Raw genomic sequence first — 24,522 nt, 5'->3', positions numbered from 1 at the left:
CCGCGGAACGAGGCGGGTGCCCGTCACCAACGCTTCAGGGGGGTCGGTGTCGAGCATCCGCAGAAATCAGGGATGACGGGACCTGGGACGCAGAGCGCGGCGGGCGGGGGCGTGTTCCCATGGCGGGTGCAACGGGGGGACGTGGCATGACGATGGTCGCAACCAGGCTGGGGGAGGCGCGGCAGTACGGAGCGCGGCTTCCGGAAATCGAAGAGCGGCTGGCGCTGCTGGCGGAGGCTTCACGGCTGCTGGCGGACGCGTCGCTGGAGCCCCCCGCGGTGATGGAGCGGCTGTGCGGGCTGGTGGTGCCGCTCCTGGGCACCGCGTGCGCGCTGCGGCTGTTGTCGGAGGATGGGCAGTGGCTGCGCACGGTGGCGTCCGCGGCGGCGGTGCCGGAGGCGCGGGTGCGGCTGCAGGCGCTGTTCACCCATCGCATCCGCGCGGACGAGGGCGTGGCGGCGGAGGTGCTGGCCACGGGCGAGGCCCAGAGCGTGGAGGCGGTGCTGGTGCTGCCGCTGCGAGCGCGGGGGCGCGCGCTGGGCACGCTGACGGTGTGGCGGGAGGCGCCGGAGTCCGAGTCGTTCGAGTCCGGGGAGCAGTTGCTGCTCCAGGAGCTGGCGGACCGGGCCGCGCTGGCGCTGGACGTGGCCCGGGCGTACGCGTCCGAGCGCAAGGCCCGTCAGGCGGCGGAGGTGGCCGCGGGGCGGCTCGCGCGGCTGCAGCACGTCACCGCGGAGCTGTCGGAGGCGCTCACGGCGGCGCGCGTGGCGGAGGTGGTGCTGGAGCAGGGGCTGGCGGTGGCGGACGCGAGGGCCGGGGCGCTGTGGGGCGTGGAGCCGGAGTCCACGAGCGCCACGCTCCTGCGCTGCGCGGGCTGCTCGCCGGACGCGGCGGAGCGGCTGAAGCGGCTGCCCCTGGAGGGGGAATCGCCGGTGGCGCGGGTGCTGCGCGAGTCCCGGCCGGTGTGGCTGATGGCGGAGGACGCGCTGTCCGGCTCGGAGCGGCCGGCGCCCTCGTCGGCGTGCCTGCCGCTGGTGGCGGACGGCCGGGCGCTGGGGGCGCTGGTGTTCACCTTCGGCCTGCCGCACGGGTTCGACGACGACGAGCGGGCCTTCCTCCAACTGGTGGCGCACCACGCGGCGCAGGCGCTGGCGCGGGCGCGGCTCCTGGAGCGGGAGCAGCGGGCGCGGGCGGCGCTGCGCGAGGCGCACGGGACGCTGGAGGCCATCATCCAGGCGAGCCCCACGGCCATCATGCTGCTGGATCCGGACGGCACGGTGCGGCTGTGGAATCCGGCCGCGGAGCGGATGCTGGGGTGGACGGTGGAGGAGGTGATGGGGAAGGTGCTGCCGGCGGTGCCTCCCGAGCACTGGGAGGCGTTCCGCCACGGGCTGGAGCGCGCCACGCGGGGCACGGTGCTGGACGGCGCGCCCCTGGCGGCGCGGCGGCGCGACGGCGGCGCGGTGCAGGTGGCCATGTGGACGGGGCGCGTGCACCCGGCGAGCGGTCCGCCGCAGTGCCTCATCGTGATGGTGGACATCACCGAGCGCCAGCGCGGCGAGGCGGCGCAGCGCTTCCTGGCGGAGGCCGGCGGCGTGCTGGCGGGGAGCCTGGAGGAGGAGGAGACGCTGGAGCGCGTGGCGCACCTGGCGGTGCCGCAGTACGCGGAGGCGTGCGGCGTGTTCCTGGAGGACGAGTCCGGCGGCGTGCGCTGCGTGGCCACGGCGGGCGGCGGCGAGGACGGCGAGGTGCCGCCTCCGGGGCTCGCGGTGGTGGCGCGGGTCATCCAGTCCGGGAGGCCGGAGACGCGCTCGGGGCTGTCGGAGGCGGACCCGGCGAGCGCGCGCGCGGGCGGGACGTGCGCGTACCTGTGCGTGCCGCTGCGGGTGCGCGGGCACACGCTGGGGGCGCTGACGTTCGTCACGTCGAAGCGGGCGTATGACGCGCAGGACCTGGCGCTGGCGCAGGAGCTGGCGCGGCGGGCGGCGCTGGCGCTGGACAACGCGAGCCTCTACCGGGACGCGCGTCAGGCCATCCGCCTGCGCGAGGAGTTCCTGTCCATCGCGAGCCATGAGCTGAAGACGCCCATCAGCGCGCTGCAGCTCCAGGTGCAGAGCCTGCTGGCGGGGCTGGCGCGGTCCGGGGCGGGGCTGGATCCGGAGCGGCTCAAGCGCGGCCTGGAGCGGGTGGACCGGCAGGTGAAGCGGCAGACGCTGCTGGTGAACGACCTCTTGGACGTGTCGCGCCTGAGCGCGGGGAAGCTGGAGCTGGTGCTGCAGCCCATAGAGCTGGGGGCGCTGGTGCGCGAGGTGGCCGAGCGCTTCGAGCCGGAGTACACGCGCTCGGGGACGCCGCTTGAGCTGTCGCTGACGCAGGAGGTGCGCGGCCAGTGGGACCGGCTGCGGTTGGATCAGGTCTTCACCAACCTGTTCTCCAACGCGCTGAAGTACGGGCGGGGCAACCCGGTGCACGTGTCGCTGGAGGCGGAAGGAGACCGGGCACGGCTGCGGGTGAAGGACGGCGGCATCGGCATCGCGAAGGAGCACCTGCCGCGCCTGTTCCACCGCTTCGAGCGCGCCGTATCCGAGCGCAACTACGGCGGCTTCGGGCTGGGGTTGTGGATCGCCCGCCAGATCGTCGAGGCGATGGGCGGCCACATCGAGGTGGAGAGCGTGCTGGGCGAGGGCTCCACGTTCATCGTGGAGCTGCCGCGCGGCTAGCGGTGGAAGGCGGGGAGTCCTTCGGCGATGAAGCCGCAGCCGCGCTGGGACTCGCGGCGGTGGAGGACGTGGCAGCGCTCGGGGGCGGCGCAGTCGGTGTCGCGGGTGCAGGGCTGGAAGCAGTAGCCGCTGGTCTCGTCGCAGGTGAGGCCCTTCGCGCACGGGGCCTTGTCGTCACAGCGGGTGCGGCACTCGAAGGCCTCGGTTTCGAGGGTGGGCTCGGCGAAGCCTCGCAGGCAGTCTTGATTGGCGGCGCAGGGCGCGGCGTCCAGGCAGGCGGGGCCCACGAAGGGGCGGCAGATGGGGACTTCGCCTGGGTAGTCCGTCTCGCAGCGCTCGCCCGGGGGACAGGCGCGGTCGCGGCAACTGGGGACGCAGGCGCCGAGGACGCGGTAGGGATTGGGGGCGCACTCGGTGCCGGTGGCACAGGCGTTCGCGTCGTGGACGTTGCACGGCGGGCCGCAGAACTCGTGGACGCAGAGGAGCCCTGGCGCGCAGTTGCCTTCCAGTTCCCGCGCGTAGCCCGTGCAGCGGTCTCCCGCGCGCAGCGTCCCGCGCGGCACGCAGCGGCGGAGGACCTGGCCGGACGCGGAGGTGTCCACGGGGTGGCAGGTGTCGGAAGCGGTGCAGTCCGACGCGTCGTCGCAGAAGCGGTGCAGGGGCTGGCAGTCGAGGAAGCCGAACTCCCGGTGGTGCGCGCACACGGAGTCCGCGGGACACGCCGCGTCCGCGTCGCAGCGGTCCTCGCAGACGAGCGAGCCCCGGGTGTCCGCGTGGCAGTTGGAGGGGACGTTCGTCAGCCGGATGCCGTTGCTCAGGACGACGACGTCGGGAGGTTCGCTCCCGGCGCTGTCCGGGAGGTGGACCGGGTCATCCGACAGGTCCGCCTGCGAGGTGAGGTCCGGCCCGGGCCACGCGAGCCACACCGCCGTGCCCACGGCGGTGATGAACGCGGTGAAGGCGATGAGGAGGCAGAGCCTGCGCGGGTTCACCGGATGGGCCTGCCGTTCATCACCGCCTCCTGGGAGGCGACGAGCTTACAGCGCCAGGAGCAGGACCGAGGCCTGCTCCGCGGGCGAGGCCGCGAGGAAGGCGTCCGGCAGTGTGATGACCGTGGGCGGCGTGAACGCGCGGTCGCAGCTGCGCTGGCCTTCGTAGACGCGGCCCGGCTCCTTCGCCTTCAGCCGGTACGTGCAGTCGCGCACGTAGATGGTCAGCTCCTGCGGCGACAGCGACAGCGTCACCGGGCGCCCCTGGAAGCCGCCCTTCGCCTTCACCGTGTCGCCTTCCTTCTTCACGTCCAGGTTCACCACCGAGGACCCGATGTTGCCCTTCACCGTCTCGTCCTCCAGCTTCAACGCCACCGGGACGTCCGCCACGCGGCCGCGCAGCTCGCCGGGGAGACGGGACACCTGGAACTCGGGGCCCGTCACGTTGTCCGGCGTCATCCGCAGGTTGAACTGCGTCCGCGCGACGCTGAGGGCGATCTGGTCCTGCGCGGAGCCCGCGAACGCGCCGCCCACCCCGGCGAGCACCGCCAGGACTCCCACTCCCCGACGCAATGACTGACTGTTGCGCTTCATGACCTTGGGTCCTCCGGAGACAGCCTTCACATTCACTGACATCCACAATGTGTAACTTCCCCGGAGGACCGCCATATCGGCCGTGGCACGGCCCCCGTGCAGCGGGGGCTACTTTCCGCCCGCCGCCCCGCTCCCCTGCCCTGCGGCCGGGCCCAGCAGGTGCTTCTCGAAGAACATCAGCGCCGTCGTCTGGGCCAGGTCCCGGTTGGTCTTCTTCTGGAACCCGTGCCCCTCGTCCGTGGCCAGCAGGTACCAGACGTCCGAGCCCTTCTTGCGCACCGCCTGGACGATCTGCTCCGCCTCCGACTGCGGCACGCGCGGGTCGTTCGCTCCCTGCTGCACGAAGAGCGCCGCGCGAATCCTGTCCACCGACCCCAGCGGCGAGATGCGCTCCTGCACCTTGCGCACCGCCGGGTCGCGCTCGTCACCGTACTCCGCGCGCCGCAGGTCGCGCCGGTACGCCTGCGTGTTCTGCAGGAACGACGGCAGGGACGAGATGCCCACCACGTCCACCGCCGCCTTGATGCGCTCCGGGAAGAACGCCACCGTCGCCAGCGTCATGTAGCCGCCGTACGAGCCGCCGTAGACGCCCACGCGCGCCGCGTCCAGCTCCGGCCGCGAGGCGACGAAGTCCAGCGTGGCCCCGATGTCCGCCAGGCTCGCCTCGCGCTTCACGCCGTCATCCATCGCGCGGTACGCCTTGCCGTAGCCCTCCGAGCCGCGCACGTTGGGCAACAGCACCGCCAGCCCCAGCTCCTTCGTCATGATCTGGATCTGCGAGCTGAAGCTCGGCTGGCTCTGGCCTTCCGGCCCGCCGTGGAACACCACCACCACCGGCACCTTCCCCTTCGCGTTGCTGGGCAGGTAGAGGAACGCGGGCACCTTCACACCGTCCGTGGACGGGTAGCGCACCAGCTCCGGCTCCACGAACGTCTCCGGATCCAACCCGCCGACCTCCGAGCGCGTCCAGCGCGTGGTCTTCTTCGTGCCCAGGTCCACCGTGAAGACGTCCAGCGGCACGCGCGCGGACGACAGGGAGAACGCCACCCGGTCCGACCGCTTCGCCGGGAAGCGGAGCTGCGAAATCACCCCGCGCGGTGTCTCCACCGGCGTCAGCGCCTGCGTGCGCGTGTCCAGGAGGTACAGCCGGCCATAGCCCTCCTCGTTGGCGGTCACCGCCAGCTTGCGCCCGTCCGGGGACAGCTCCAGGCGATCGATGTTCCAGCGCACCGACTTCGTCAGCGACTGAGGCGCCGCCGGGGGCGCGCCCGTGAGCGGCAGCCGGTACACCTCCGCGAAGTCGCTGTAGCGGTCCGTGGACACGTACACGCCCTGCCCGTCGTGCGTGAAGACGGCGGCGTCCACGCTGCCCTTGCCCTCCTTGGGCGTCAGCTGCGTGCGCGTGTTCGTCTTCAGGTCCACCACGCTCAGGTCCGAGTCGTCCGCCGCGCGGAACTGGCGCACGAGCAGCTTCGTGCCGTCGCTGGAGAACTCCGCCGGCGCCCAGCTGCCTTCCGCTTCCGTCACCCGCTTCGCCTGCTTGGGGTCCGCCGTGGGCGCCACGTACACGTCGGTGTCCTTGCCGTTGCGGCCCGTGCCCGCGTACGCGAGCCACTTCCCGTCACGTGACACCACCAGCTCTTCATGCCGGCTCTTGCCGTCCGTCAGCAGCTCCGAGCGGCCCGTGCGCCGGTCCAGCTTGAGCACCTGGAAGAACTCTCCGCCGCCCGTGTCCTGGAGGTAGAAGATGATCCGCGGGTTGCCCGGCAGGAAGCGCGCCCGGTTGATGGGCTCCTTCGTGAAGGTGAGCTGCGTGCGCGCGCCCAGCGGCATCTCCACCACGTGCAACTGGTTCACGTCCGCGAAGCGCGTGGAGACGAGCACCTGCTGGCCGTCCCCCGTCACGTCCAACAACTGCGCGGAGCGGGACTCCAGGTACTGCTGCACGCGCTGGGAGAGCGCGGGAGGCACGGGCGGCACGCCGCTGGCCCACAGGTTGGGCAGGCCCGGCAGCGGGGCGATGCCGGGGACGGCGGACGGCGCCTTCGCGGCGGCGGGCGCGGGGGGCGGCTTCGACGGCGCGGGCGCGGGCGTCTGCGCCGCGAGCAGGGACACGATGAGCGGAAGGGACGCGAGGGTCATGGTGCCGCGGACCCTACCAGCGCCGTCGCCCTTCCCGGCATCCACGCACGCCGTTCCGCCCACCCGCGCGATGACGTCTGTTGAACAGCGGAGGTGATGCGGTGCGGCGGCCGGGCAGGCGGGACGGCTCGGGCGGTGATCGCACCCGCCGTCCGCGGGGAGCCCCACGCGCCCGTGATGACCGGGGGTTGTGACGTGCACCGGTGCACACCGTCGGAGGTGGACAGTGGCCCTTGCGTGGGGGTTCGCCCGCGTGGAGGTGATGCCCACCCTTACCCCTGTCGACATCGGTGCCGAGCCGCGTCCGCGGCCCGCCGAGGAGGGGACTTCGACATGGCCTGGATGCGGGGGAAGACACTGCTGGTCGTCGCGCTCACGTCGCTGGGGGTGCTCGCGCCCGCGTGCGGAGGCGGCTCGGCGGAGGACTCCAACACGCCTCCCACGCAGGACGGCCCGGTGCTCGTGCCGCCCACCCAGGCGCAGCTGCGCATCGTGCAGGCCGCGCCGGGCGCGCCCGCGATGGACGTCTACCTCGCTGGCACCCCCACGCCCGTGGCCCGGGCCGTGGCCTATGGCGCCACCACGCCCTACCTCACGCGCGAAGCGGGCGCCGTCACCGTGGAGCTTCGGCCCGCGGGCGCGGCGGCGGACTCGCGGCCCGTCGTGTCCCAGCCGGTGGGCATGGAGGCCGGGTCGCGCTGGACGGTGGTGGCCGCGGGCGCCTTCTCCTCTTCCGACTCCGACGCGGCGCTGCGCACGCTGCTCTTGCGCGACAACACCGTGCCCGCGGACGGCGGCCAGACGCGCGTGCGCGTCGTCAACGCCGGCACGGACGCGCCCACGGTGGACGTGGACCTGGGCAACGACGGCTCCGTGGAGGTGGAGTCCCTCGCGCGCTTCAAGGACTCCGGTGAGGAGGCGTGGGTGCTGCCTTCGGGCGCCGCGTTCCAGGTGGGCCTTCGCACGGGCGGCAAGGCGCTGACGTCCTTCACCGTGCCCGCGGCCGGCTCCGGCACGGACACGCTCATCGTCGCCACCGGCCTCATGTCCGCCCCCGCGCGCGCGGGCGACGGCTTCTCGCTGCTCACCGCGGGCCGCGACGGCACGCTGGCCATCCTGCGGCAGAATCCGACGGTGTACGTGCTGCACGCGTCACCGGACGCGCCCGCGCTGGACCTCTTCGCCAGCGACCGCGAGCTGTCCGGCGGTCTCTCCTTCGGCGCGCTGTCCTCGCCGCTCCAGGTGCCTCCGGGCACGTACACGCTGGACTTCTTCGCCGCCGCGCCTGGCTCGGAGCGCCCCACGGGCACCCCCGTGGTGACGGCCACGACGCCAACGCTCGTTCCTGGCGAGCGCTACCTGATGGTCGCCGCGGGCTACCTCGCGCCGCCCCGGCCGGCGGCGTCGCAGTTCACGCTGCTGCCCCTCGCGGACCGCTTCGCGCCGGACCCCGCCAACCTGCGCCTGCGCTGGGTGCACGCCGCCGCGAACACGCCCGCGGTGGACGTGGGCCCGCTGGGCTCGGAGCGCCGCGTGCTGCCGGACGCGCCCTTCCTCGACGTGCCCTTCGCCACCGCCACCGCGCAGGACGGCCTGCCGCTGCCTTCCGGTGGCACCGTCACGCTGGGCGTGGTGCCGTCCAACGACGCCAACCGCGCGCCGCGCACGAGCTTCTCCGTGACGCCCCGGCCGGACACGCGCGTCTTCGCCGTCGCCACCGACACGCCGGGCGCCGCGCCTGGAAGCTGGGACCTCCAGCTCCTGATGGTGGACACCACCCGCACGCCGTGGACCGTGAGCACGCAGGCCGACTCGCACTGACGTCAGAAGGCCCAGCCCACGTTGAGCACGATGCGCTGGGTGAGCTGCCACACGGACTGCTCGACCTGCGCCAGCTCGAGCATGCCGTCCCCGCCCGGGCGCAAGGCGTCGTAGGCCAGCGCTTCACGGCGGGCCCCGAAGCCCACGCCGCCCTGCAGCGTGAAGCCGGGCTCCAGCACCACGCTGTACCCGACGAGCGCCGACCCGCCCACGAACCAACTGTCCATGGGGTTGTCATCCGGCGGCGCGCCCACCTCGGCGCTGTACACCGTGCCGTTGTTGCTGTGCCCCAGGCCCGCCTCCAGGCGCGGTGACACCCACAGTCCCTGGGGCGCCCGTCCCGTCAGGTAGAAGCGCACCGACGGCGTGAGGCCGAACTGGTTGTAGCTGCTGTCGAAGCCCTCCACGCCCCCTGGCTGGCGGTCCGCGAACCGCGAGCGCATCTGGTTGAAGGCCGCGAACACGCCCAGCCCCACGGAGAAGCGCTCGCCCAGCACGCGCTCTCCTTCCAACGACAGCTGATTCAGGTTCTGGAGGGGCACGGACACCGTCACCACGTTGCGCCGCTCCGTCGGGAACGCCCCCGTGGTGATGCCCTCCTGCGCGAACGCCACCGCCGACACGAACACCAGCGACACACCCAGCTTCCACTGCGTCGAGACCATGTGATGAACCCCCGTCATGAAGCCGGACCCCCAAGGTCCGCCATGCTGGGGGACACCCCATCGCAATCGATGTGCCAGCCCGTCCCCAGAGGGAGCATCCCCCCCGGAGCGCGTGACACCGTGACAACGTGTCTCCGGCCTTCGCGGACGGGCGTGTCAGCGTGTCATGTCATCGCGTCACGGCGGCGAGAGCGCGGCCTGGGCCTGCTCGCGGCGCAACTGGAGCACGCGCACGTCCGGGTCCACCACCAGCCGCTCCGGCGCGAACTCCGAGCGCAGCGTCACCCGCACGGATCCGCCCGCCTCGGGCTCCACGCGCGTCAGGGTGCTGACGGCCTCGCCGGGCGCGGTGGACTCCGAGGCCTTCGTCACCGCCACCTCCACCGGCATGCGGCCCGTGCCCACGTTCGTCACCGTCGCCGTGGTCACCCACTGGCCGCCCTCCTTCGTCACGCGCGCGCCGGTGACGCGGTACTCGGGCACCACGACCTCGAAGAAGGCCTGCCGGGTGAACCGGTCGAAGGCCTCGGGGGAGGGCGCGAAGGGGCGCAGCGCCGCGAGGAAGTCCTGCAGCACCGGATGGTCGGCGTTGTTCATGGATTGCTTCAGGAAGGCCTGGAGCCCCGCGTGCATCGCGTCGCGGCCCATCAGGTCCTCCAGCATCCAGAACGTCCAGCCGCCCTTCTCGTAGAGGACCACCGTGTCGCCGTCGCGCGAGCCGTCCAGCTTCACCAGCGGCTGCTCCGCGTCCACGCGCCGGTCCTTGCCGTAGCGCTCCTCCATGCGCTTCGCGGTCTGCCTGCGCGCCTCCTGCCCGTCAAGCTGCTCGATGAGCTTCAGCGCCGAGTAGTGCGACAGCCCCTCCGACAGCACGTTGCCGCCGGGCCCCTTGCCGGGGATGAGCAGGTTGCCCCACCACTGGTGCGCGGCCTCGTGCGCGGTGACGAGCAGCACGGCGTTGGACTCGGGCGTGGTGCGCGTGAGGAACCCGATGGACTCCGAGAACGTGATGTCCGTGGGGAAGCCCTGCGCGTAGTTGTCCAGGCCGGCGAACTCCGACAGCTTCAGTTCCGCCCACGGGAACGGGTGGAACCATTCCGAGTAGTACCGGCGCGCGGCCTCCAGCCCGCGCATCATCTCCGGCACGTTGTAGCCGTGCGCCGGGTCGTGGAACACCACCGAGCCCGCGCCCTCCACGCGCGTCCACCGGCCCGCGATGACGTTGAAGAAGCTCACCGGGTAGTCGCTGCGCCACACCGTGGTGCGCCGGCCGTCCTTCACCGTGTCGCGCTCACGCACGCCCACGGAGTTGAGCGTGTAGGCCTCCGGGCCGCTCACGCGGATGCGGAAGGGGAACGGCATGTTGCTGCCCCAGGCGGACTCGGTGGGCCCTTCGTAGAAGTCGTCCGCGTACACGCGCGGCTCGTACTTGTTCTCCTTCGGGTCGATGCCGCGCTCCTCCTCGTAGCCCACCACCGGCGCGAACGTGGGCGTCTCGCTGGTGAGCACCACGCCCGACGGGAGGATGAATTCCTTGAACGCGCCGCCCGCGCGGGACACGCCCGCGGGCACGTGGCCCGAGTAGGTGAAGCCCACCGTCACCTTCGCGCCGGGCGCGAGCGGCGGGGACGGCGTGAAGACATACAGCCCCGCGCGGTCCTCCGGCGTCACGTCCTTGCCGTCGAGCGTCCAGCGCACGTCCGTCCAGCCGTCACCGCCGCTCAGGGCGAAGCGTGACAGCGCCACGGCGTGCCGGTTCAGCAGCGTGTACGTGCCCTTCATGCGGAAGGCGCTCGCCTCCGGCTCCAGGTCCACGTCCAGGTCCACGTCCGCCAGCATGGGCTGCGGCGCGTCCTTCCACGTCGCCAGGTTCTTCTGCCAGTAGTCCTTCGCGCGCTTCTTCGCCGCGGCGCCCTGGTGCCCCTGCCCCACGAGGATGCCCAGCCACACCAGCGCCACCGCCGGCACGGCGAGGTACGGAGAAAGCCGCCACAGCCCGCGCGCGAGGCCCGCGGGCTTCAGCCCCTCCAGCGTCGTCACCGAGTCGCGGACGCGGCGGCGGTCCAGGCGCACCGCCAGCGCGGTGAGGAACACTGCCCCGCCCAGCGCGGCCACGCGGTTGAGCACCAGCGCGGCGCGGTCCACCTGGAAGGCGCCCAGGTCGGTCCACCGCACCGCGTCCCACAGCGGCCAGTTCGTCACCCAGGTGAGGTCGCCCCGCACGGCGAGGTAGCCGGTGAAGCCCAGCGCGGCCAGGGCCAGCGCGTAGGTGCCAAAGCGGCCTCCCGCCACCGCTCGCGCGGCCAGGATGAAGCCCGTCCACAAGAGGAACGTGGGGAACAGCAGCCCTCCCCACACCAGCACGTACGGCGTCAGCGACAGCGGCACCCTGCCCTGCGACACCTGCACCAGCGTGCCCGCGAGCGCCATGGCCGTGAGCAGCGCCACCGCGACCCCGCTGTTCGCCAGCGCCTTGCCCAGCAGCACCGACAGCGTGCGCACCGGCGTCGCGTCGTGGATGGGCGCGAAGTTGGAGGCCTGCTCGCGCTCCAGCGACTCCACCACGTAGAACATCAACAACAGACACACGAGCACCGACGCCTGCCCCATCGTGCGCACCGCGAAGCGCCCGGGCACCAGCAGCAGGCTCGTGTCGAAGGGGCCCACCGCCGTGGCGCCCTGGGACACCATCTGCAACATGAGCAGCGGCAGGAACAGGTAGAGCCCCGGCTGCGACAGCAGGCCCCGCGCTTCCGCGCGCGTCACCGTCCACAGCCCCGACCAGAAGCCCGGCGGCCGCACGCCCATGCGCAGCGCGGACAGCGGCGCCTCCGCGTGCGACAGCGCGACCTGCTTCGGCGGTGCGTCCAGCGCCGCACCCTTGCGCGGGGCCTTCGTCTTCACCTCGCCCCGGAGGGCCCGGCGGAAGTGGCGCTCGCTCCAGGCCACCGCGCCCAGGCCCAGGGCCATGAGCGCGAAGCGGCTGGTGACGAAGAGGGCGTCCAGCCCCACGGGCTGAGTGTTGTAGAAGTCCACGCCCCGGTCCACCTTGATCCACGTCTCCGTGAGCCACCGGAAGCCGCCGGGGTCCAGGACCATGAGGAACCGGTTCACGCGGGGGTCCAACCAGCCGGGGGACCAGTCCCAGAGGAAGAAGGCGCAGAGGAAGAACAGGCCCACCGGCAGGAAGTACACCGGCACCGCGCGGCGCGTGCGCTCGCCCGTGGCGAAGGCCGCGCCCGCCATGAAGACGATGAGCGGCAGGCCGAACCACAGCGCGGCGCTCACGTAGTTGCCCCACGCGAAGGGCCCCCGGAACTCCGCGTCCTCGCCCGCGGGTACGACGTGGTGGAAGAAGACGAGCAGCCCCATCATCCACGCGAGCGCCAGCACGTACGCGCCCAGCGCGCCCGCGAACTTGCCCCACACGTACTCGGCGGGCGTCAGCGGCGTGGTGTGCAGGATGGGCTGCACGCGGGCCTCGTCGTCGGAGATGACGGACATGCCCGCGCCCACCGACACGAAGAAGGTGAACAGCATGAAGGTGAGCAGCAGCACCGTCTGCGCGACGGCGAAGGCGCTGGTCACCCACGCCTTCTTGCCGCCCACCTCCGTGCTGCCCGCGTCGATGGTGACGTTGCCGGAGGACACGCCCCACACCACGGCCACCAGCAGCACGAGCAGCACCCAGAACAGCGGGCGCCGCGTCTGGTGACGCCACTCGGTGCGCGCCACGCGCCAGAGCCGGGACGCGTTCACGCGCTCACCGCCGGGGCCGGTACCGGAGCCGCGGCGGCCGTGGGCTCCGGCGCGTCCTTCATCAGGAGGAGGTAGGCGTCCTCCAGCGTGGGCGGCGTGCGCTCGAAGCCGGGGGGCACGGGCGTGCCGGGGGCGGCGTGGATGCGCACGCGGTTACGGCCCTCGAAGAGCACGGCCTGGGTGACGCGCCAGGCCTGCTGGAAGGCGGCCATGTCGGCCGGGGGGACGGTGCCCTCGAAGAGGGTGTCGTGGAGGGCGGCCTTGGCTTCGGTGGGGCTGGTGATGGCCACCACGCGGCCGTGGCGGATGACGGCGAAGCGCGGGCAGAGCATGGCCACGTCCTCCACGATGTGCGTGGACAGGAGCACGGTGCGCTCGTGGGCCATCTCCGCGAGCAGCCGGTAGAAGCGCTGGCGCTCCTCGGGGTCCAGGCCCGCGGTGGGCTCGTCCACGATGAGGAGCTTCGGGTCGCCGGCCAGCGCCTGCGCGATGCCCAGCCGCTGCCGCATTCCGCCGGAGTACTCCTTCACCTTGCGCTTCGCCGCGAAGGTGAGGTTCACGCGCTCCAGCAGTTGCGCGCACAGCGCCTTGAGGCCCTGGGGCGCGGTGACGCCCTTGAGCTCCAGCAGGTAGCGCAGCATGTCCTGGCCGGAGAGGTACGGGTAGAAGCCGAACTCCTGCGGCAGGTAGCCCAGGTGCGGGCGCAGCGCCTCCGGATGGCGCACGAGGTCCAGGCCGTCGAGCGTCACCTCACCGGAGGTGGGCTCCAGCAGGCCGGAGAGGATCTTCATCAGGGTGGACTTGCCCGCGCCGTTGGGCCCGAGCAGCCCAAACATCCCCTTGGGGACGTCCAGGTCCACGCCACGAAGGGCCGTGACCGGGCCCGGATACACCTTCACCAGGTTGCGCAGGCTGAGCATGTGGCCCGTTCTACGCCGAACCGGGGGGCTCCATTTCCGGGTTCGCGCGCGAAGCGCCGCGACGGCCTCCAGCCCTGGACATAAGCTCCTGCCCACACAAGGAGCAGGGAACCCATGCGCCACGGGTGGCTGTTGCTGGCTGTGATGTTCGCAGGGTGTGCATCCACTCCGGCACTCCCTGCGGATTCATCTCTGGTGGAGGAGTCGTGGCCCGAGGATGCACAGGACTGTGAGGACGCACGCGAAGGGCCTTGTTTCGCGCCGCTTTGCGAAGGCGGGACTTGTGGGCTCTACCGATGTGAGGACCTTCCGCCGGGCCGTATCGTCCGCACCTACAGCGGCGCGCCTGTCTTCATCGCTCCAGGTGGCACCGCGCAACGGCACTGGGGCAGTGCCCAGGGCCTGCCGGGAGACTCCCTGCCCATCCCGGTGTTCCGCTGGTACCGGCGCGAGCAGCTTCCCAGCGAATTGCGGCGCCAACGCGCCATGGAAGAGTGGGCGTCCCGCCCCAAGGAGCGGCACCACATCTTTCCCCAGGCCTTGAAGCCCTACTTCCAGTCCAAGGGCATCAACGTCCATGACTACGTCATCGCCATCGACGCCGAGCTGCACAAGCGCATCCACCGTGATGCGAATGGCGCTCCCTGGAACGAGGAGTGGCGTCAGTTCCGGCGCACGACCCGTGGGACCGCCAGCAAGCCCGCCCACTTCGAACATGCCTCGCTGTTGATCCAGAAGTACGGTCTGTTTGGGCTCACGATGACCTATTGGCAGGACGTCGAGCTCGGCCCCTTTCCCGTGCCTGAGAACTGAGCCGCATGCGCTTCTACGAGGTCGACATCGTTCGCCCCGACCTGCCACGGCGATGGACGGGACACCTCCAGACGGAGCGCACCTGGACCCTGCCCGGGGTGGAGTGCCCGACCTGTGGAGAGACCTGGAGCGGGCAACAGACGCTTCCCACGGTCGACGTGACCGACCTGCCGCAACAAGGCCTGCTGCGTGAGCCCCGAGTCGTTCCCTACGTGGAGTTCATGGCGTTGACCGCCGGACTTGCTTCGCGATTGCCACGAGGAATCGCTCCGGAACCCGGCATGCAGTTGGGCCCCCTCCGGGGCTCGGCCGAGGGAATCTTTGGTCCTCTCACGACGCGGGATGGATGGGACCTGCTGGTGCGAAAGGATGCTCTCTCACAGCTCCAGCAGGAGGGCTTGAACGGACTGATTCCGGCCCGCGTGGAGGTGGAAGGGCTCGGGCCTGAAGCGCCTGCCCTGTATGAGCTGGAGTTCCACATCGCGGGACGCCTGGACCCCAGCGATGTACTGGAAGGGTCGCCATGTCCGAGCTGCGGATGGAGGGAGGTGCGGATCTCTCCCGAACACGCGCTGGAAGCGGACTCGCTCCCGAAGGGCCTTGATGTCTTCCTTCCCGCGAACGCGACCACGTACCTCATGGTCACGGAGCGCTTCGTCCAGGCGGCCCAGCGGCTTGGCCCCAGCGACCTCGTGTTCCGTGAAGTGCCGCTGGCCCGGCGCTGAAAGCCTACGCGCTCCTGGCCTGGAGCCGGCGGTGCTGGCCGCGCTTCACGGGGCCCAGCTGCGCGAGCACGCGGCCGATCTCCACCAGCTCCACGGGCTTGACCAGGTGCAGGTCGAAGCCCGCGTTCTCGCTGCGGGCCCGGTCCTCAGGCGTCCCGTAGCCTGTCAGCGCGATGAGGTGCGCGTCCGAGGCCACGCGGCCTCGCAGCTCCTTCGCCACCTGGTAGCCGTCCAGGCCCGGCAGGCCGATGTCCAGGATGATGACGTCGTAGGTGCCGGGCGTCGCCATGGCCAGCGCCTGCGGGCCGTCCTCGGCGACCGCGACGGTGTGGCCCCACATCTGGAGCATCTCGCGCAGGCCCTCGCGCGCGTCGGGGTTGTCGTCCACCAGGAGGATGCGCCACTCGCCCCGGCGGGACTCGATGCGCTCCACGGTGGCCTCCGGCCGCGCGGCGTCCGTGAGCAGCGGCAGCGTGACGCTGAACGTGCTGCCCTGGCCCGGGCCCTCACTGAAGACCTCCACCTGGCCGCCGTGCTCCTCCACCAGGTTGCGCACCAGCGTCAGGCCAATGCCCAGCCCGCCCCGGCTGCGCGCGAGCCCCGCGTCCAGCTGCGCGAAGAGCTCGAAGATGCGCTCCTGGTCCTCCCGCCTGAGGCCGATGCCCGTGTCCTGCACGGACACGCGCACGCGGGCGTCCTCGTCCAGGTGCGCGCCCACGGTGACGATGCCGCCCTCGGGGGAGTACTTGGCCGCGTTGTCGAGCAGGTTGGTGAAGACCTGCTCCAGGCGCGTCCGGTCGCCGTCCACCCAGCAGGGCTCGGAGGAGAGGGCTTCGCGCAGCACCAGCCCGCGCTCCTCCATCACCGGCCGCGCGGCGGCGAGCGAGTGCTGCAGCACGGTGTTCAGGTCCAGCGGGCCACGGCGCAGGGCGTACTTGCCCCGGGTGATGCGGCTGACGTCGAGCAGGTCGTCCACCAGGTGGCGCAGGTGGCTCACCTGCCGCTCGATGATGTCGCGGCGGCGCGCGTCGGCTTCGGACAGGCCGTGGGAGTCCTTCTGTCCGAGCATCTGCACCGCGACGGAGATGGCGGCCAGGGGGTTGCGCAGCTCGTGGGCGAGCATGGCGAGGAACTCGTTCTTCTTGCGGTCGGCCTCTTCCAGGCGGGCGGCGTTCGCCAGGGCCTCGCGCTCCACGCGTCGCAGGCGCAGGACGCTGTTGACGGTGGCGATGAGCTCTTCCGGGTCGAACGGCTGGGTGAGGTACACGTCCGCGCCGGCGCGCAGGCCCGCGACCTTCTTCTCCGCGGTGATGAAGGTGGCGGAGGTGTGGATGATGGCGACCTCGCGGGTGCGCGGATCCTCCTTCAGGATCCGGCACACGTCATAGCCGCTCATGTCCGGGAGCTTCACGTCGAGCACGACGACGTCCGGGCGCGCATCGAAGGCGATGCGCAGCGCTTCTCCCCCGGTGACCGCCTCCAGGACGCGGTAGCCCGCCTGTCGCAGCGAGAAGGAGCCCAGGTAGAGGCTCGCGGGCGTGTCGTTGACGTGAAGGACGGTGGCGGTGGCGGTGACGATCACGGGCGACATTCCCAGGCAGGAGCCAGACCCTATTTCTACCGCGCGGCGGGAACAGAGGCGAACCCGGATCAGCCCCCCAGGGCGACACCCTGCGCACCGTGAGTCACAGCGGGACGGAGAGTGTTGGAACCGCGACAGCCTGTTCAGCCTCCGTCCAGGCAGGCAGCCCACGCGCCTCTCCGTCCATCAGCGGCTCAGGACGGCTCGGTCCAGACGGCCAGCTCGTTGCCGGTGGGGTCGGTGAAGTGGAAGCGCTTGCCCCCGGGGAAGGAGAACGTGTCCTTCACGATGCGGCCTCCGGCCTCGCGCACCTTCGCCAGCGTCGCGTCCAGGTCCTTCGAGTAGAGCACCAGCAACGCGCCCCCCTTCGACACCTCGCGCTCCTTGTCGAACCCTCCGTTCAACCGCCCGTCCATGAAGGCCGTGTAGTCCGGGCCGTAGTCCTCGAACCTCCAGCCGAACACGGTGCCGTAGAAGCGCTTCGCCTCCGCGATGTCCTTCACGGGAAGCTCGATGTAGTCGATGCGGTGGTGCTGCTCGGCCTGCTGGGGTGCGGTGGACATGGCGTGCCTCCTCAAGTGGGAACACCCCCACCTTACGCACCCGCCCCCTCCAACGATTGGACGAATCCGACCTCCGCCTGCTCGCGCACGTACGCCCCCGGCGTCAGCCCCGTCAGCGCCCGGAATTCCCGCACCTGGTGCGCCTGGTCGTAGTACCCCGCCGCCAACGCCCACTCCGCCCCCTGCAGCCCCCGCGACAGCTCCACCGCGTGCTGCAACCTCGCGATGCGGCACAGCACCTTCGGTGACAACCCCACCGCCGCGTGGAACCGCCGCTCTACCTGCCGAGCCCCCACCCCCATCACCTCCTCCAGCGAACGCACCGGCACCTGCCCCCTCGCCCCCAGGATGAGGTCCACCGCGTGCCGCACCCCCGCGTCTCCCTCCCGCCCGGGAAGCCGCTCCAGCAACAGCCGCTCCAGCAGGGCGAAGCGCGCGGGCGTCCCCACGGCCGCCCCCATCCGCTCGCGCCACTCGCGCGCCTCGCGAGGCCAGAGGTCTCCCAGCCCCACCGTCGCGTCCGTCAGCTCCAGCAGCGGCAGCCGCAGGAAGGGCTGCGCGCCTCCGGGCCGGAAGCGCACCGCGACGAAGGCCGCGCGCGCGGACAGCGGCACCACCTCCGCCGTCCGCATCGCCCCCACCACGCGCAGCCCCACGCCGTCCGTCAGGTCCACCAGGATGTCCAGACACCCGTCCGGCAACACGCGGTGCACGCCCACCGGCGCTTCCCCCGACAGCTCCAGCGCCCAGTAGCACTGGACGTACGGCGCCAGGGCGGCGCACGGCTTGACCTCCACGTAGCGCATCAGGCCGCGTCCGCGACGGCCGCGCGGGGCAGCCACGCCGTGAAGCACGTCCCCTGGCCGGGCCCGTCACTCCTCACGTCGATGCGGCCCCCATGGCGCTCCACGATTTCGCGGCAGATGGCCAGGCCCAATCCCAGGCCCCCGGCGTAGTGCTCGGTCGCGTTGCGCGCGCGGAAGAAGGGCGTGAAGAGCTGCGACAGGCTCTCTCGCGGAATGCCGATGCCCCGGTCCTCCACGTCCAGCCGCACCTGCCCGTCCTCCTCGCGCACCCGCACGGCCACCGGCGTCCCCGGCGGTGAGTAGCGCAGGGCGTTCTCCACCAGGTTCGTGAAGAGCTGGTCCAACCGCTGCTCGTCCCACCGGCCCACCAGCGATCCGGCCGGAACGTCCAGGGACAGCAGGCCCTGCCGCTCCGGCCGCGTGGACTGGATGCGCTCCACCACCTCGCGCGCCAGCGCCACCAGGTCCATGGGCGCCACCGTCAGCGCGAAGCGTCCGGACTGCAGCCGCGACACGTCCAGCATGTCGCCAATCAGCCGCGTCAGCCGGTCCACCTGCCGGTTCATCCGGGCAAACGCCTCCCGCTGCCGCTCCGGACCCACCGCCTGTCCACCTCCAAGCTGGCGGATGAGCAGCTCCAGCGTCGCCTTCAGCGGCGTCAGCGGCGTGCGCAGCTCGTGGCTCGCCATGGACAGGAACTGGTCCCGGATGGCGATGGCCTCCCGCAGCTCCTTCTGCGTCCGGTCGATGCGCGCCGCCATCTCGTTGAAGCCGGACGCCAGCTGCGCGACCTCGTCGTCGCCCTCGGCGAGCACCCGCTGCTCCTGGGCGGGCGTGCCCAGCGTGGCGAAGCCGTCCCGCAGGCTCTCCAGCCGCTGCGCCACGTCCCGCCCCGCCCACCGCGACAACAGCAGCGCGATGGCGCCCGCCAGCACCGCGATGGCCACCACCCACGCGCCCATGCGCGTCACCGGGGCGAACGCCTCGCGCAGCCGCGCCGTCACCACCACCGTCCACGGCGTGCCGTCCACCTGCGTGTGCGCCACCAGCAGGCGGCGCCCGGACGCATCGAGCGCCTCGCTCATCCCCTCCGCTCCCGCGAGCGCCTCCTCTCCCAGGAGCTCCAGCGAGGGCGCGCGGGTGAGCACGTCGCCGCGGTCCGTCTCGCGCAGCAGCGTCCCGTCGCGCCGGTCGAACAGCTCCACGTGGTAGCTGCGCGAGGCGAGCGTGGGCTGCAACCCCAGCCGCCGCAACGACAGCCCGCCCACGAGGACGACCCGCGTGCCGTTCCCCGCGTCCACCGGCACCGTGAACACGACGAAGGGCAGGCCCGCGCGGGTGAGGAAGGGGCGCGACAGGAGCACCTCGTCGCCCGCCTTCAGCGCGTCCTGGAAGTAGTCCCGCTTCGCGAAGTTGCCCACGATGCGGTTGAGCCGCACGGAGGGCACCAGCGTCTCCCCGGCGGAGTCCAGCAGCCACGCCGCGTCGAACAGCCCGACCTCGCTCTCCAGGAGCTCCACCGTCTCCCGCATGCCCTCGCGGTTCCCCGTGCGCACCGAGGCGATGAAGCCCGCGTTCCGGCTCTGCGCGCGCAGGAGCGAGCGCGCCAGCGTGACCGTCTGCTCCAGCCACGCCGTCTCCGCGGTCACCGCCTGCCGGGCCTTGTCGCGCAGCTCCTGTTCAAGCGCCCGCTGCGCCAGGTACGACGTCACCGCGCCCACGCCCAGGATGGGCAGCACCGACGCCAGCGCCATGCCGCGGAACAGCCGCCAGCGCACCCCGGACAGCGTGGGCGGCTCGCGCGTCACCAGCAGCACCGCGCACGACAGGGTCAGCACCGCGTACACCCCCATCCCCGCCCAGGACCCCCGCGCCCCCAGCGCGAGCGCCATGTTCAGGAACAGGACGCCCACGCCGCCCATGCCGATGCGGCAGGCCCTGGGCCGCTGGAGCCACAGCCCCAGGGCCAGCAGCGCCCCGGTCACCAGGAAGGCCCCGCCCAGCAGCCGGATGAAGGGCCCGAACGCCGTCAGCGAGTAGCGGATGAAGCTGCTGGGGGCCAGGATCATCAGCCCGCCGAAGCTCAACGCCACGCAGGCGATGAAGGCCGACAGCAGGCCCCGGCCCTGGAAGCGGGGGGCCCGCTCCAGCAGCAGGAAGCCCGCCAGCAGCGGGTACAGGACGAGGCCCGTGGCGCCCCGGGGCAGCACGGTGGCGGCCCACCAGTAGAAGGCCACCGCGCCCAGGAAGAGCGCGCGCCCCAGCCACCCCACGATGCCGGGCCAGGTGGGGTACAGCAGCGAGGCGATCATCGTCACCGAGCCCGCCAGGAACAGGCTGCCGAGCGGACGCACGTACGGATAGATGAGCTGGAAGATGGCGGCCCCGAACTCGTAGGGCACGAAGACCATGGTGGTGCCCACGACCAGCCCGAAGGCCGCCGCGAACCACTCCATCCGTGCGCGCTCGAGGATGCCCACGGGGGCAGAGTACACAACCCGGGCGGGAGCGTACGGTCCGGGTGTGGCCGCCACGCTCGCCCTGTCGCGTATCAGGCCGCTTCCGCGATGGCCGCGCGGGGCAGCCACACCGTGAAGCACGTCCCCTGCCCCGGCCCCTCGCTGCGCGCCTGGATGCGGCCCCCGTGGCGCTCCACGATTTCGCGGCAGATGGCCAGGCCCAGGCCCAGCCCTCCGGCGTAGTGCTCGGTCGCGTTGCGCGCGCGGAAGAAGGGCGTGAAGAGCTGCGACTGGCTCTCTTGCGGAATGCCGATGCCCCGGTCCTCCACCTCCACCCGCACCGCGTCCGCCTCCTCGTGCACCCGCACCACCACGGGCGTCCCCGGCGGCGAGTAGCGCAGGGCGTTCTCCACCAGGTTCGTGAAGAGCTGATCCAACCGCTGCTCGTCCCACCGGCCCACCAGCGGCTCCGTGGGGAGCTCCAGCGTCAGCTGCTCCGCGCGCTCCGGCCGCGTGACCTGGATGCGCTCCACCACCTCGCGCGCCACGGACACCACGTCCATGGGGGCCACCGTCAACGTGAAGCGCCCGGACTGCAGCCGCGACACGTCCAGCATGTCGCCAATCAGCCGCGTCAGCCGGTCCACCTGCCGGTTCAGCCGGGCGATGGTGTCCCGCTGCCGCTCCGGGTTCACCGCCGGGCCGGAGCCGAGCTGACGGATGAGCAGCCCCAGCGTGGCCTTCAGCGGCGTCAGCGGCGTGCGCAGCTCGTGGCTCGCCATGGACAGGAACTGGTCCCGGATGGCGATGGCCTCCCGCAGCTCCTTCTGCGTCCGGTCGATGCGCGCCGCCATCTCGTTGAAGCCCACGGTGAGCTGGGCAATCTCGTCATCGCCCCGGGCCTGCACGCGCTGCTCCGCGGACGGCGTGCCCAGCACGGCGAAGCCGTCCCGCAGGCTCTCCAGCCGCTGCGCCACGTCCCGCCCCACCCACTGCGACAGCAGCAGCGCGATGGCGCCCGCGAGCACCGCGATGGCCACCACCCACGCGCCCATGCGCGTCACCGGGGCGAACGCCTCGCGCAGCCCCGCCGTCACCACCACCGTCCAGGGCGTGCCCTCCACCTGCGCGTGCGCCACCACCATCCGGCGCCCCTTGTCGTCGAACACCTCCAGGAGCCCCGCCGGCCGCGTCAGCGCGTCCGGCCCGACCAGGTCCAGCACCGGCGCCCGGGAGAGCACGTTCCCGCGCTCCGTCTCGCGCAGGAGGATGCCGTCGCGGCGGTCGAAGATCTCCACGTGATAGCCGGGCGAGGCCAGCGCGGGCTGCAACCCCAGCCGCTTCAACGACAGCGCGCCCACGAGGAAGGCACGCCGGCCCGCCCCCAGCTCCATGGGCACCGTGAACACGACGTAGGGCAGGTTCGCGCGGGAGAAGAAGGGCCGCGACAGCAGCACCTGGGCGCCGCCCTTCACCGCGTCCTGGAAGTAGGCCCGGTAGGCGAAGTTGCCGCTCACCCAGTTGAGCCGCACGGAGGTCATCAGCGTGTCGCCGGTCTCATCCAGCAGCCAGACCGCGTCGAACAGCCCGGACTGGCCCTCCAGCATCGCCAGGCGCTCCTGCATGCCCTCGCGGTTCCCCTCGCGCACATGGGCGACGAAGGCGGGCCCCTGGCTGTACACCCTCAACATCGAGCTCGCCATGGCGGCCGTCTGGGCCAGCCACGCCGTCTCCGCGGCCACCGCCTGCTGCGCCTTGCCGTGCAGCTCCGCCGCCAGCGCCTTCTGCGCCAGGTACGACGCCACCGCGCCCACGCCCACGATGGGCAGCACCGACGCCAGCGCCATGCCCCGGAACAGCCGCCAGCGAACCCCCGCCAGCACCGGCCACCCGCGAACCCCCGCCAGCAGCGCGCACGACAGCGTCAGCACGGCATACACGCTCATCCCCGACCACGAGCGCCGCGACACCACCGCCGCCGAAGAGCACCCCCATCCACCGGACGTAGGGCCCCAGCGACGCCATGGCGAAGCGCACGAACTCCTGGGGCGCCCAGAGCATCAGCGGCCCGAAGCACAGCGCCACGCAGGCCAGGAACATCAGCAGCAGGCCCTGTCCCCGGCGCAGGGTGCGCTGCTCCATGAGGAGCAGGACCATCAGCAGCAGGTAGACGACGGTGCCCGTGAGGCTGACGGGCAGGACGCAGACCGCCCACCAGTAGACCGCGAACGCGGCCAGCACGGACACGCGCCCCACCCAGCCCACGACGGCGGGCCAGGCCGGGTACATCAGCGCGACGAGCATCAACCCCGCGCCGACGAGGAACAGGCTCCCCAGCAGCCGGATGTGCGGATAGATGTATTGAAAGAGAACGGAGCCGAACTCGTAGGGCACGAACACCATCGAGATGCCCACGACGAGGCCCACCGCCGCCGCGACCCACTCCACACGTGCCCGCTCCAGGAGTTCCACGGCGGGCACCCTGACACAACCCGCCCCCGGGTGCCCGGGCGGGTGTTTTGTGTGAACAGACCGTTCGTCCAGTGGCTGTCTATCGCCGGCGCCAGGCGCCGAGCAGGTGCTCCACCACCGCGTCCACGCCCACCTCCCGTGTGACCTGCGTGAAGACGAAGGGCCCCTCGCCGCGCATCTTCCGGGCGTCGCGCTCCATCACGCCCAGGTCCGCCCCCACATGGGGTGCGAGGTCCGTCTTGTTGATGATCAAAAGGTCCGACTGCGTAATACCGGGCCCGCCCTTTCGCGGCACCTTGTCCCCGCCGGCCACGTCGATGACGTAGACGGTGTAGTCGGCGAGTTCGCGGCTGTACTGGGCCGCCAGGTTGTCGCCGCCGCTCTCCACGATGAGCAGCTCCGGGTGCAGCTCCTCCATCAGTTGTTCCAGGGCGAGCAGGTTGTGGCTGATGTCCTCGCGGATGGCGGCGTGGGGGCAGCCTCCCGTCTCCACCGCCTTGATGCGCTCCGGGGACAGGGCCTGGTTGCGCACCAGGAACTCCGCGTCCTCCTTGGTGAAGATGTCGTTGGTCACCACGCCCAGGCGGTACTGCTCGCGCAGCTTCTTGCACAGGGCCAGCACCAGCGCCGTCTTGCCGCTGCCCACGGGGCCGCCAATGCCAATCGTGAAGGCGCGCTGGGAATAGTCGCGCCGGTGCGGCTTGTCGCGCGCGTCGAAGTGGCCCGGGTGGTCCCAGTCCTCGTGCGTGTGCTCGTGTCCGTCCTGCCCATGGCCGCGGTGGTCGTCGTCGTGCATGTCGCGCTTCCTTTCGTGTCTGCCTTCAGGACAGGAACAGCCGGGAGTACAGCCGGTCGTGCGTGGCGCCCACCAGGTCCCAGAAGGGCGCGGGCTGTGCCAGGTCCTCCACGCCCGATGTCTTGCATTGCGCCAGGACGGCATCCAGCAGCGGCGTGGCCGCGTGCTGCACCTGGTGGGACTCATGCGTGCCGATGACGCCCATGCGCACGCCCGCGGACAGCGCGCCCCGCAGGGTGAGGGACAGGAAGAGGCGCTGCGCGTCCTCCTGCTCCACGTCCAGCGCGCGCAGCACCGCGCCGAACACGGGCGCGTGGTGGAACTTCACCCCCGCCGCGCGGGCCGCCTCGCGCACCGGCCCCACCGCGTCCAGGAAGATGCGCGCGCACGTGTCCAGGAAGGCGCGTCCCTGCGTGCGGCTGGCCCGGTTCGCGACGTGGTTGGTGAGGAACGCGTCCGCCCTCGCATCCAGCGCCGGCAGGGAGCCGGGCTCGCGCCACGCCGCGCCCACCAGCGGCAGGCCGCCCAGGCCCGCCTGCCACACCAGCGCCTCCACGAAGCGCCGCACGTCCGCCGCGCCGCGCACCTCCCCCGCCTGCACCGCGGCCTCCAGCCCGCCCGAGTGCGCGAAGCCCCCGGTGGGAAAGCCCGAGTCCGCCAGCTGCAACACCCTCCAGCCGGAAGCCATGGCGCGCG

At 72.0% G+C, this 24,522-nt stretch carries 17 protein-coding genes; 4 read left to right on the top strand and 13 right to left on the bottom strand.

Features of this window, described 5'->3' with window-relative positions; all coding sequences use genetic code 11:
- The first annotated feature begins 146 nt into the window (after positions 1-146).
- On the top strand, positions 147-2,720 hold the full coding sequence (locus tag JYK02_RS24070) for a GAF domain-containing protein (protein WP_207054337.1): 2,574 nt from the start codon (positions 147-149) through the stop codon (positions 2,718-2,720).
- Here JYK02_RS24070 and JYK02_RS24065 read toward each other — a convergent pair.
- From JYK02_RS24065 to JYK02_RS24055, 3 genes are all read right to left on the bottom strand, one after another.
- Positions 2,717-3,712: a hypothetical protein gene (locus tag JYK02_RS24065; protein WP_207054335.1), complete on the bottom strand. Its 996-nt coding sequence runs from the start codon at positions 3,710-3,712 to the stop codon at positions 2,717-2,719. The genes JYK02_RS24070 and JYK02_RS24065 overlap by 4 nt on opposite strands.
- Positions 3,713-3,757: 45 nt before the next feature.
- Complete coding sequence (locus JYK02_RS24060) at positions 3,758-4,303, bottom strand: hypothetical protein (protein WP_207054334.1); 546 nt, start codon at positions 4,301-4,303, stop codon at positions 3,758-3,760.
- Positions 4,304-4,411: 108 nt separating this feature from the next.
- Positions 4,412-6,445 carry a S9 family peptidase gene (locus JYK02_RS24055; RefSeq protein WP_207054333.1) on the bottom strand — a complete coding sequence of 678 codons (2,034 nt, stop codon included), beginning with the start codon at positions 6,443-6,445 and terminating at the stop codon, positions 4,412-4,414.
- A gap of 333 nt (positions 6,446-6,778) precedes the next feature.
- Between JYK02_RS24055 and JYK02_RS24050 the strand changes: the two genes are divergently transcribed.
- Entirely contained in the window at positions 6,779-8,266 is a 1,488-nt protein-coding gene (locus JYK02_RS24050) for a DUF4397 domain-containing protein (protein ID WP_207054332.1), read from the top strand.
- Positions 8,267-8,268: 2 nt separating this feature from the next.
- Here JYK02_RS24050 and JYK02_RS24045 read toward each other — a convergent pair whose 3' ends face one another.
- The 3 genes from JYK02_RS24045 to JYK02_RS24035 all read right to left on the bottom strand — a co-directional run bounded on the left by JYK02_RS24045 (position 8,269) and on the right by JYK02_RS24035 (position 13,610).
- A complete protein-coding gene (locus JYK02_RS24045) occupies positions 8,269-8,931 on the bottom strand; it encodes a hypothetical protein (protein ID WP_207054331.1) in 663 nt (220 codons plus the stop codon).
- A gap of 177 nt (positions 8,932-9,108) precedes the next feature.
- Positions 9,109-12,690 (bottom strand): M1 family aminopeptidase, encoded by a 3,582-nt coding sequence (locus JYK02_RS40800; RefSeq protein WP_207054330.1) that lies wholly within the window; start codon positions 12,688-12,690, stop codon positions 9,109-9,111.
- Positions 12,687-13,610, bottom strand: a complete 924-nt coding sequence (locus JYK02_RS24035) for an ABC transporter ATP-binding protein (RefSeq protein WP_207054329.1) — start codon at positions 13,608-13,610, stop codon at positions 12,687-12,689. The genes JYK02_RS40800 and JYK02_RS24035 overlap by 4 nt, the downstream gene beginning before the upstream one ends.
- A 114-nt stretch (positions 13,611-13,724) precedes the next feature.
- Here JYK02_RS24035 and sitA6 point away from each other — a divergent pair, with 114 nt between their 5' ends.
- Positions 13,725-14,423, top strand: coding sequence for a SitA6 family polymorphic toxin lipoprotein (gene sitA6 / locus JYK02_RS24030; RefSeq protein ID WP_207054328.1), 699 nt, complete (start codon positions 13,725-13,727; stop codon positions 14,421-14,423).
- 5 nt (positions 14,424-14,428) lie between these two features.
- On the top strand, positions 14,429-15,148 hold the full coding sequence (gene sitI6 / locus JYK02_RS24025; protein ID WP_207054326.1) for a SitI6 family double-CXXCG motif immunity protein: 720 nt from the start codon (positions 14,429-14,431) through the stop codon (positions 15,146-15,148).
- Positions 15,149-15,152: 4 nt separating this feature from the next.
- Here the strand turns inward: sitI6 and JYK02_RS24020 are convergent, their stop codons facing one another.
- From JYK02_RS24020 to JYK02_RS23990, 7 genes are all read right to left on the bottom strand, one after another.
- Positions 15,153-16,739, bottom strand: coding sequence for a response regulator (locus JYK02_RS24020; protein WP_242588869.1), 1,587 nt, complete (start codon positions 16,737-16,739; stop codon positions 15,153-15,155).
- 185 nt (positions 16,740-16,924) lie between these two features.
- Positions 16,925-17,293, bottom strand: a complete 369-nt coding sequence (locus JYK02_RS24015) for a VOC family protein (protein ID WP_207054322.1) — start codon at positions 17,291-17,293, stop codon at positions 16,925-16,927.
- Positions 17,294-17,325: 32 nt separating this feature from the next.
- Positions 17,326-18,099 carry an AraC family transcriptional regulator gene (locus JYK02_RS40505; protein ID WP_207054320.1) on the bottom strand — a complete coding sequence of 258 codons (774 nt, stop codon included), beginning with the start codon at positions 18,097-18,099 and terminating at the stop codon, positions 17,326-17,328.
- The gene (locus JYK02_RS24005) at positions 18,099-20,579 is read right to left on the bottom strand and encodes a sensor histidine kinase (protein ID WP_347402563.1); all 2,481 of its coding nucleotides are present in this window, start codon (positions 20,577-20,579) and stop codon (positions 18,099-18,101) included. Before JYK02_RS24005 ends, JYK02_RS40505 begins: the two co-directional genes overlap by 1 nt.
- Before the next feature lie 71 nt (positions 20,580-20,650).
- Positions 20,651-22,504, bottom strand: coding sequence for a sensor histidine kinase (locus tag JYK02_RS24000; protein ID WP_242588868.1), 1,854 nt, complete (start codon positions 22,502-22,504; stop codon positions 20,651-20,653).
- Positions 22,505-23,109: 605 nt separating this feature from the next.
- The gene (ureG, locus tag JYK02_RS23995; protein ID WP_207054318.1) at positions 23,110-23,826 is read right to left on the bottom strand and encodes an urease accessory protein UreG; all 717 of its coding nucleotides are present in this window, start codon (positions 23,824-23,826) and stop codon (positions 23,110-23,112) included.
- A gap of 25 nt (positions 23,827-23,851) precedes the next feature.
- On the bottom strand, positions 23,852-24,514 hold the full coding sequence (locus JYK02_RS23990; RefSeq protein ID WP_207054317.1) for an urease accessory protein UreF: 663 nt from the start codon (positions 24,512-24,514) through the stop codon (positions 23,852-23,854).
- Between the last annotated feature and the right edge of the window lie 8 nt (positions 24,515-24,522).

The organism is Corallococcus macrosporus, from assembly GCF_017302985.1.
In the GTDB taxonomy this organism is placed as follows: domain Bacteria; phylum Myxococcota; class Myxococcia; order Myxococcales; family Myxococcaceae; genus Corallococcus; species Corallococcus macrosporus_A.
This window is presented reverse-complemented; position numbering and strand designations above follow the sequence as displayed.